Raw genomic sequence first — 8,194 nt, 5'->3', positions numbered from 1 at the left:
CGCTTAAAATCTTCGCTGAAATTCGATTTGCTCATGATACTCTTCCTGCCTCAAAATTAGGAAAGAAGGCGTCTACAAATCTAGGGGCTATTCAGGGATCGAATGACCCGTTCCAACATCCAAACTCGGATAGCGTTCATTTATCGACAGTTCTGAACGAGGCAGCTCAGAACATCCACGTCTTTCGCAGCTGGATCGGGGCATCACAACGCGGCACTGGGCGCGAGACGAGGCGGCTAGCAAGCTTTGGAAGATTTGTGACAGCGCGCTCGATTTCAAAATCCAGAACCCTCCACAAAATTGGTCGCGCCTGCCGTTAGCTGTCTGCCGATATTCCTCTGTAAAGCCAGTTCCATGTCCTATCGAAATACAGGTCAATAGACTGTCTTGTATCAAATTCGGCGCTGCCCATCATCGCGTATGAGGTAGGCATTGCGACAAGACAGTGGATGAGATGGTTGGCAATCAGGCTCACATCCCCGGTAGCAACCATGCCAGCATCCTGCGCTGTCTGTACGGCATCAACGAGCCGGCTCATGATCGGATCGGGCTGCGGCGGGATCGGTGCTTTCTTCTCGAACACGACCGCTTCACTGAAGGTGATACGCTTCAGCGCAATGAGGTCCGGCTCCATATTGATATGCAACAATTCGCGCATCAGGGCACGCAGACGCTCAAGAGAGTTGCCGTGTGGGATCGGCAACTCTCTCAGCCGCGCTACCGCTCGGGCGTGGGCATGTTCCACCACGGCTTCGAACAGGGCGACTTTTGAGGGAAACCGGCGATAGACAGTATCCTTGCCTGCGCCGCACTGCGAAGCGACCTGTTCCATAGACGTGCCGGCAAAGCCGCGCGTCGCAAAGAGCGTGGTCGCAGCGTCGATTATCCTTTCGGCTGCAGCGTTCTGTTCCGCCTTCAAGGGTCGACCAACCCGCGCTGTCGCATTTGTTTTTTCCGACACCAGATTTCCTCCGCAATTGTCCGTGCCCGGCGTGTTTGAAGACGTCACGCACGATTGCCAACATAAAGTTGACCAGAATCTTCATATTAACTGGACAGGACGGTCCCGTTTGATTTATTAACTTTAACAGATTTCCCAAGCTTCGACCATGGGGGCGAATTCGTGAAGCAAGGTCTTACCTTTAAAAACATTCTGACAGCCACAACTTTTCTGTTGGCGACCCATGCCCTGGCGCAGGAGCAGGCCACGCGATTGGAAACAATCGTCGTTCACGGCAATGCCGAAGCGGCTGGAACATCCGCCGTGATTGTCGCCAAGTCCACTCGGTCGGCAACTAAGACCGGAACACCCGTAGCCGAAACGCCGCAATCCGTTACGGTCATAACGCGCGAGCAGATCGACGACCAGAACCCGCAAACGGTCGGTGAAGCGCTGCGCTACACAGCCGGTGTTTTGTCTGATCGGGACTCGAATTCGCGTTACGATTCCGTATTTCTGCGCGGCTTCGGCGCATTTGGCACGGCGACCAATTATGTGAATTATCTGGATGGCTTGAAACTTCAACGTGGCCAGGCCTTCGCAACACCCTCCATCGATCCGTTTCTCCTTGAGCGCATCGACGTCCTGAAGGGACCGGCAGCACTTCTTTATGGCCAGGTGAGCCCCGGCGGCCTTGTCAATCAGGTCAGCCGCAAGCCATCGAGCGTGCAGTCGAACGAGGCAAGACTTGAGGTCGGGACCGATGGAAGGGTGCAAAGCGGTCTTTATTCCACGGGCCCCATCGCCACAGATGGAACATGGCAATATGGCATCGGCATTGTGGGCCGCTCCGCCGGCACGCGTTATGACGATGTCGATGAAAAGCGTCTCGGCATTGCGCCATCCCTCAAGTGGCAGCCGGACGAGGATACCTCGCTCGTTATTTCCAGCTATTATCAGCGCGATCCGGAAGGCGGCTATTTCAACTCGCTTTATCCGAAGTTTCTGGCGCCCGCAGGCTATGCCGGTTTCCTCAGTCGGGACCTCAATGTCGGGGACCCGAACTACGACGCGTTCAGGCGCACCCAGTATGGCGCCGGTTACGAGTTTGAGCACAGGTTCGATGACCAGGTGACCATCCGTTCGAATTTCCGGTATTCCGGCGTGGATACCGATATGCGTTCGCTCCAGATGAACGGGCCAATGTCCGCGACGGGTATTATTCCCCGCTGGGCTGTCCATTCCATCGAGGACGTCGAAGGCTTTTCCTTCGACAACCAGGCTGAATTCAAGTTCGAAACCGGTGCCATCGGCCATACGCTTCTTGCCGGCCTCGACATTCAGCACTCAAGCAGCAATTGGGAATATCTGCTGGGTGGTGCGACGCCGCTTGATGTGGCCAATCCCGTCTATGGTCGACCGGTCGGCCCGTTCATGACGGCAATCGACAATGATCAGTCGCTTCGCCAGACGGGCATCTATCTGCAGGACCAGATCGAGATCGGCGGGCTGCGTGGTGTTTTCGGGGTGCGGCACGATTGGGCCCGACAGGACACTGACAATCTCCTTGCCGGAACATCCGTAAAGCGATCCGACAGTGCAACAAGCTATCGCGCCGGCCTGCTTTACCTTTTCGATAACGGCATCGCGCCCTATGTCAGCTATTCCACCTCGTTCGAACCTTCCACCAGTGTTGGCGCCAATGGCAGTCCGTTCAAGCCGACGGAAGCGCAGCAATATGAAGTGGGCGTCAAATACCAGCCTTCAGGGCTGGACGCCATGTTCACGCTCTCCGCTTTCGATATTCGCCAGCAGAATGTCGTCTATTACAACGCCTCATCAGGCTTCAACGAACAGCAGGGAGAAATCCACTCCCGCGGGCTGGAGTTCGAGGCGAGAGGAAACCTCAGCAGCAATCTAGAATTGATCGCCGCGGTTTCCCTGCTCGACACGGAAGTTTCCGAATCCGGCATCACATCGATCATAGGTAACCGCCCTCAGGCCGTGCCGCGCTATTACGGTTCTCTCTGGACGAACTACACCATCTCATCCGGTGCGCTGGAGGGCTTAAGCATCGGCGGCGGCATGCGTTTCGTCGGCTCCAGCTATAGTAACGACACCAATACGGTGAAAGCCGATGGCTACACCCTTCTTGACGCCGCACTTCGTTATGATTTTGGCGCAACGAACCCGAACCTCAAGGGGCTGCAGGCGACACTGAACGTCACCAACCTGCTCGACAAGGACTATTACTCCTCCTGCAGTTCCGAATATTATTGCCAGTACGGCAACGGCCGCACGGTGCTCGCCGGCCTCAGATATAAATGGTGATGGCGCCGTGATTATAACGAGACGAAGCTTTTGGATCTCCTTTGCGGCAGCAGGTATTCTTTCTGGCATTCAGCCCGCTGGAGCCGAGCAGCCGGTTACCGTGAGGGATATGGCGGGGCGCAAGGTGCACCTCCCTGCCCTGCCGAAAAGGATCGTTCTGCTGGAGGCGCATGACCTGCTGACGATGTCGCTCCTGCATCGCGATCCTGCTTCTCTGGTCGTGGGATGGGCAGCCGTCGATCGGCTCGACAGCGGTGAATTGCAGACGACCCTGCTGAACGGCCATTCCGTCAGCACGGTTGGGACGCTGAGCCCGGACACGCTTTCCCTGGAAGGGTTGATCGCCCTGTCTCCCGACCTGATCGTGACCACGGCCTCCATGACGCCGCTGGGTGATGAGAATTCCCTGCTGCAGAGGCTGAAGGAGATTGGCATTCCCGTGGTGTTCAGCGACGCCTCCTCAAACGCGGCCGATGAGGCGCTGGCAAGCGGCCCGGTAGATGCGATGAAAGCGTCCCTGCGCATGTGGGGAACACTTCTGGGTGCTTCAGACAAAGCCGAGGCCTACATCGCCTTTGTCGAGCGGGAACTGGCGGGCATTGCAACGCGCGTTTCAGGTGCGAAGCTCGTCACGACCTATCTAGAGGTCCAGTCGACGCTCGACGACTGCTGCTGGGCGGCGGGCAGAAAGAACTGGGGCAAATTGTTGGCGCTGGCCGGTGGTCAGCCGCTTCCGGGCGTGGCCGCGCCGTGGTTTGAGAAACTTTCGCTTGAGTACCTTCTTGCCACACCGCAGGAGGTCTATATCGCCTCCGGTGGCGGCTGGGCTTCGGGTGGGCGTCCATCCATCGGCCCTGGAATCGACGCCGAACTTGGCCGACAGGGATTGCTGCGCCTGATCGAGGGCCGCCCGAGTTTCGAACACCTGCCGAGCGTTCACTCAAAGCGTGTTTACGGGATATGGACGGGGTTGATTACCAACCTGCCCCTCAACGTGCTGTTTGTCGCCCAGGCAGCCAGATGGCTGCATCCGGACCGATGTGCCGATATCGATCCAACCGCCATTCTCGACACCATCAATCGCGACTTTGCAGCATTTCCCATAAAGGGACCGCTGTGGGCGGCGATCTGAGACAGGGAACCACGCCCGATGCCATCGACCAGCAACAACCGATACCGCGCACATGCTGCAGTCCAGTTTGAAAAGATCGACGACTATATCGAACCGATTGTTGAATCGATCGCAACGCACGACATGACCGTAAGAAAGGCAGGTGGCATTCATCATATCCATTCGCCATTCGGCGATGCCACATTCGAGGCGAAGGCAAACGGTTTTCGGTTGACGGCAGAAGCCTCCGATCCGGGCAGCCTGAACCGGGTGAAACATTCTCTGGTCGGGCCGATCGGTTTTATCGCCGCCCGTGAAAATCTCGATATTCAATGGGAAGGCGATCATACGGACCCCACCTTACCCGACGATCTGCGCATTTTGCAAGTGCAGACCGTTGAGGACCTGTCGCCGCGCTTTCGCAGAATCGTTTTCGAGGGCGAAAACCTCGAGCGTTACGACCGCAAAGACCAGCTCCACTGCCGTCTTATTTTTCAGCCGCGCGGCATCGCCGAGCCACGCTGGCCTCTACTTGACCATCGTGGGCATGTCGTCTGGCCGGACAATGCTGCGGTTCCAACGCGCGTCTATACGATCCGCTTCATCGACACGACAAGACAGACAATCACAATCGATTTCGCGCTCCATGATCATCCCGGTCCCGCGACCTTGTGGGCGATGAATGCACGGTCAGGCGATCTCGTCGGCATTCTGGGGCCGGCGGCGAATGGTCCGGGGCCGGCAGACTTCTACGTTCTTGCCGGAGACGAGACTGCTTTACCCGGCATTGCCAGAATTCTCGAATATCTGCCAGCCACGGCGACCGGCCACGCCTTTATCGAAATCGATACACCCGCCGACGAATTGCAGCTTTCCTCTTCCAGCGGCATTTCTATCCAATGGTTGTATCGCAACGGCAAGGGTGCAGGCAGCACGACGCTGCTTCAGGACGCAATTGGCTCCATTCGATGGCCGACATGTAGGGAGACCGTCTTCTTCTGGGGTGGATGCGAACACAAGGCCTTCAGTGCGATTCATCGTCACCTGAGGAATGTCGTGGGGCTTTCGCGTGATCGCTTCGTGCTCTATTCGCACTGGCACCGTTCCCTCAGCGAAGAAGACATCATTGCCAAGGGCGGCGATGCCTATCTGCCTCAGCAACGAGAATGATTTAAGCTCTTGATAAGATCGGAAACACCAACCCTGTCGTTCAAGCAGCACAGATTTTTACTGACGTTGATAAGCGGAAGATTAACTTTTACTCTAGGATCGCAGGTCTTAAGCCAAGACCGACCAATATGTTTGTCTGTTCAAGGCTGATTAATTCGCAACGGATGGCGGACCTATTCACCGCTGCAACAGAATGGCTGGTGCAGCGGTGTTTTAGTCAGCTCAGAAGCAAGTCTTCAGACTTCATCATAAATGCCCGATGACCTCACGGTGATCGTCAAGGACGCCGCGTGGTATTACTCGACCGTGGTTGACAAGTTGCATGAGATCACGCTTTGACATGTCCGCGATACCCATGCGCCGCAAATTCCGCCCGGCCTCGAAATAGTTAACGTTGTTGATCACCGAGGCAAGCTCTACAACTGCGTGCATCATCGGAACCTTGACGCCAACCATAGAAGCCAGCTCACACCACGGCACTAGGACGAAGGGAACATCTTCCGCTATAAAGCGGTCATGCATGGTCGCAGGCGCCGCCTTGGTAGCGTTATGAACTTTCGTGTGGAACGCGAAGTCCGAAAGGCGTTCATAGTTCCCGCCGTAAAAGCCCGTCAACTCGCTGAGTACAGTCGGCAACTCGAAACCGAAAGCCTCGCAGATCTTTAGGCGTTCCTTGTCAGCCGCCTCCACCACACTACCCACTGAAGGTGAAATACCCTCGCGATAAAAGTAGAAATCCCCCTTGGTGCTTTCGATCCACCCAGTATTTAGAACCGAAGGAATCGCGTGCAAAACTCCGTTGGTACAAAATAACCCGATCTCGAGAATGTTTTTATACCAGTGTAGCGGTACCCCCAAAATATCGGCGGCCACCTTCTGGTCCCGCGTGCTGATGTTTGAAGGATACGCAGCAATGGGCAGGTTGGCTTTGATCCCGGTTACTTTGATCTCACCATCGCTCATCCGTGAGGCATAGGTCGATCCGTTGGCTTCAAGAATTAATCTGGCATTTAACCGGCCGAAGGCGGCCAGCGTGAAGAAGTTTCCACTCATAACCGCAATGGTGTGGTGACTTAGGTCAAATCGCTCAAGTTCAGAGACGATAGTCTCGTGCCCGTAAGAGGGAACGCCGATGATCAGGAACCTCGAGAAGTTAACCGCGTCGGCAATATCCGTCGTGGTCAAAGGGTGAAAAGTACCCTCGATTTTCATACTCGCCGTTAAACCACCTCTTTGCCGGATCGCATCGATATTACGGCGGTGATCGGGATGGCCGTAAAGCAACACATCCATCCCCCTCTGACAAAGATCAGCAGCAAAGGCACAACCGCAATTTCCTGCGCCGATTATAGAAACAGAATACGTATCAGACATTCGTTTACCTCCACAAATCGTTGTTTGATTGCAGGTTCAGGGAATTAACCGCTAATCTCAGCTGGACAGTTGAGCCCACTCGGCATACGCCGCTGACGATTGGATCGCCTCTGCGAGGCGTTCCATATGCGCTTCACTGGGAACGGTGATGCGCAGCCAGTTTTCTGTCTCGGGATAGCCGAACCTTCGAACGAGAACATTGAAGTGTTCGAAATGCTTCTGAAGAGAACTACCGGTGATCTTGGGGTGACTTGTGAAGATAAAATTTCCGTGCGGCTCAACAACGTCGAAGCCGTAGCGAGAAAGCAGGTTTTGCAAGTGCTTACGGACCTGCAGCATCCGAGCTGCGGACGCTTCAAACTCATTCGCATCGGTCAGCGCCTGGATAGCCATGGCCTGGGCTACGCCGTTCACATTGTACACGTCTTTAATCTGGTTAAGGCTGGAAACCAGCTCAGGACTACCGATGCAGTAGCCAATCCGCAGACCTGCAAGACCATAATATTTGGAGAAACTACGAACGATGGCCATATTCGACATGTCATCCGGGATCTGTAATCTTCTGTCTTCGAAGTCACCGTAGCAATTGTCCCAGATGACAAAGTTTGCAGATGCACCAGCGATATTCTCATAGACAGACGCGGGAACTGTCGCTCCAGTGATCGCGTTAGGCGAGTCTATGACCGAAAGCCCCACAAGTAGACCCGTGTCTTTCTCGTTCAGGATACTCCTGTACCGCCTGACGCCATAGTTATAGCGTGCTGCCAAAATGTCGTAAACCTTATAGCCGACATCGGGGAGATTTACCCGTTCAAACCTGAGCCGTAGCAAGGCGAGTATATCTGCCAGGACTCCGTCCGACCCGTTGCCGACGTAAATATTTGACGAGTCGACACCATAAAGCTTCGCGAGCTCTTCTCTGATTGTAGCGGAAAATGGGTCAGGATAGCAGTCGAACCTGATGTTTGCGCTCGCACGAAGCGCGCGTTCTGCCCACGTTGGGGAGATAAAATGATTTTCGTTTTTGTGTAAGGCGATCCACCCGCTGCCTTCCACAACTCGTCCTGCGTCGTAAGATACAGACATCAAACACCCTTCCATGTTAGATTGTAAGGCGCTTGGATAGTCTACCAAAAGGAGAGCCAATCAATACACGATCGGCGGCAATGACATGTAAGCGGCAAGCTGAGACCGTTCAGCGCGTGTAATTCCACGGCATGAGTGCATCGAGATCGCTGCTGGGCCATCCTTTGGCGATGCGCTCGAGG

Annotated in this window: 7 protein-coding genes; 4 read left to right on the top strand and 3 right to left on the bottom strand. The window is 55.2% G+C overall.

The genetic code is table 11. The features are described 5' to 3' along the window. A partial coding sequence (locus ACFVTJ_RS25245; protein WP_386911251.1) for a hypothetical protein occupies positions 1 to 320 on the top strand: 320 nt, incomplete at its 5' end. On the opposite strand, the gene ACFVTJ_RS25240 is transcribed toward ACFVTJ_RS25245, so the two are convergent. After that, entirely contained in the window at positions 317 to 919 is a 603-nt protein-coding gene (locus tag ACFVTJ_RS25240; protein WP_386911250.1) for a TetR/AcrR family transcriptional regulator, read from the bottom strand. The two genes, ACFVTJ_RS25245 and ACFVTJ_RS25240, sit on opposite strands and share 4 nt — an antisense overlap. Before the next feature lie 204 nt (positions 920 to 1,123). Here ACFVTJ_RS25240 and ACFVTJ_RS25235 point away from each other — a divergent pair, with 204 nt between their 5' ends. Genes ACFVTJ_RS25235 through ACFVTJ_RS25225 form a run of 3 tightly spaced genes read left to right on the top strand, consistent with a single transcriptional unit; the run spans position 1,124 to position 5,552 of the window. Beyond that, on the top strand, positions 1,124 to 3,271 hold the full coding sequence (locus tag ACFVTJ_RS25235) for a TonB-dependent siderophore receptor (protein ID WP_386911249.1): 2,148 nt from the start codon (positions 1,124 to 1,126) through the stop codon (positions 3,269 to 3,271). Between the two features lie 7 nt (positions 3,272 to 3,278). After that, positions 3,279 to 4,403: an ABC transporter substrate-binding protein gene (locus ACFVTJ_RS25230; protein ID WP_386911248.1), complete on the top strand. Its 1,125-nt coding sequence runs from the start codon at positions 3,279 to 3,281 to the stop codon at positions 4,401 to 4,403. A gap of 18 nt (positions 4,404 to 4,421) precedes the next feature. Continuing rightward, positions 4,422 to 5,552, top strand: coding sequence for a DUF2218 domain-containing protein (locus ACFVTJ_RS25225; RefSeq protein ID WP_386911247.1), 1,131 nt, complete (start codon positions 4,422 to 4,424; stop codon positions 5,550 to 5,552). A 246-nt stretch (positions 5,553 to 5,798) separates the two neighbouring features. Here ACFVTJ_RS25225 and ACFVTJ_RS25220 read toward each other — a convergent pair whose 3' ends face one another. Together ACFVTJ_RS25220 and ACFVTJ_RS25215 are read right to left on the bottom strand one after the other, a co-directional pair. After that, positions 5,799 to 6,926, bottom strand: coding sequence for an NAD/NADP octopine/nopaline dehydrogenase family protein (locus tag ACFVTJ_RS25220; protein WP_386911246.1), 1,128 nt, complete (start codon positions 6,924 to 6,926; stop codon positions 5,799 to 5,801). A gap of 57 nt (positions 6,927 to 6,983) precedes the next feature. Further along, a complete protein-coding gene (locus ACFVTJ_RS25215) occupies positions 6,984 to 8,012 on the bottom strand; it encodes a pyridoxal phosphate-dependent aminotransferase (protein ID WP_386911245.1) in 1,029 nt (342 codons plus the stop codon). Positions 8,013 to 8,194 lie beyond the last annotated feature (182 nt).

Origin of the sequence: Agrobacterium sp. NPDC058088 (assembly GCF_042885035.1) — a bacterium.
In the GTDB taxonomy this organism is placed as follows: Bacteria; Pseudomonadota; Alphaproteobacteria; order Rhizobiales; family Rhizobiaceae; genus Agrobacterium.
Note: the sequence above shows the minus strand (reverse complement) of the source record. Positions and strands in the feature narration are given on the sequence as shown.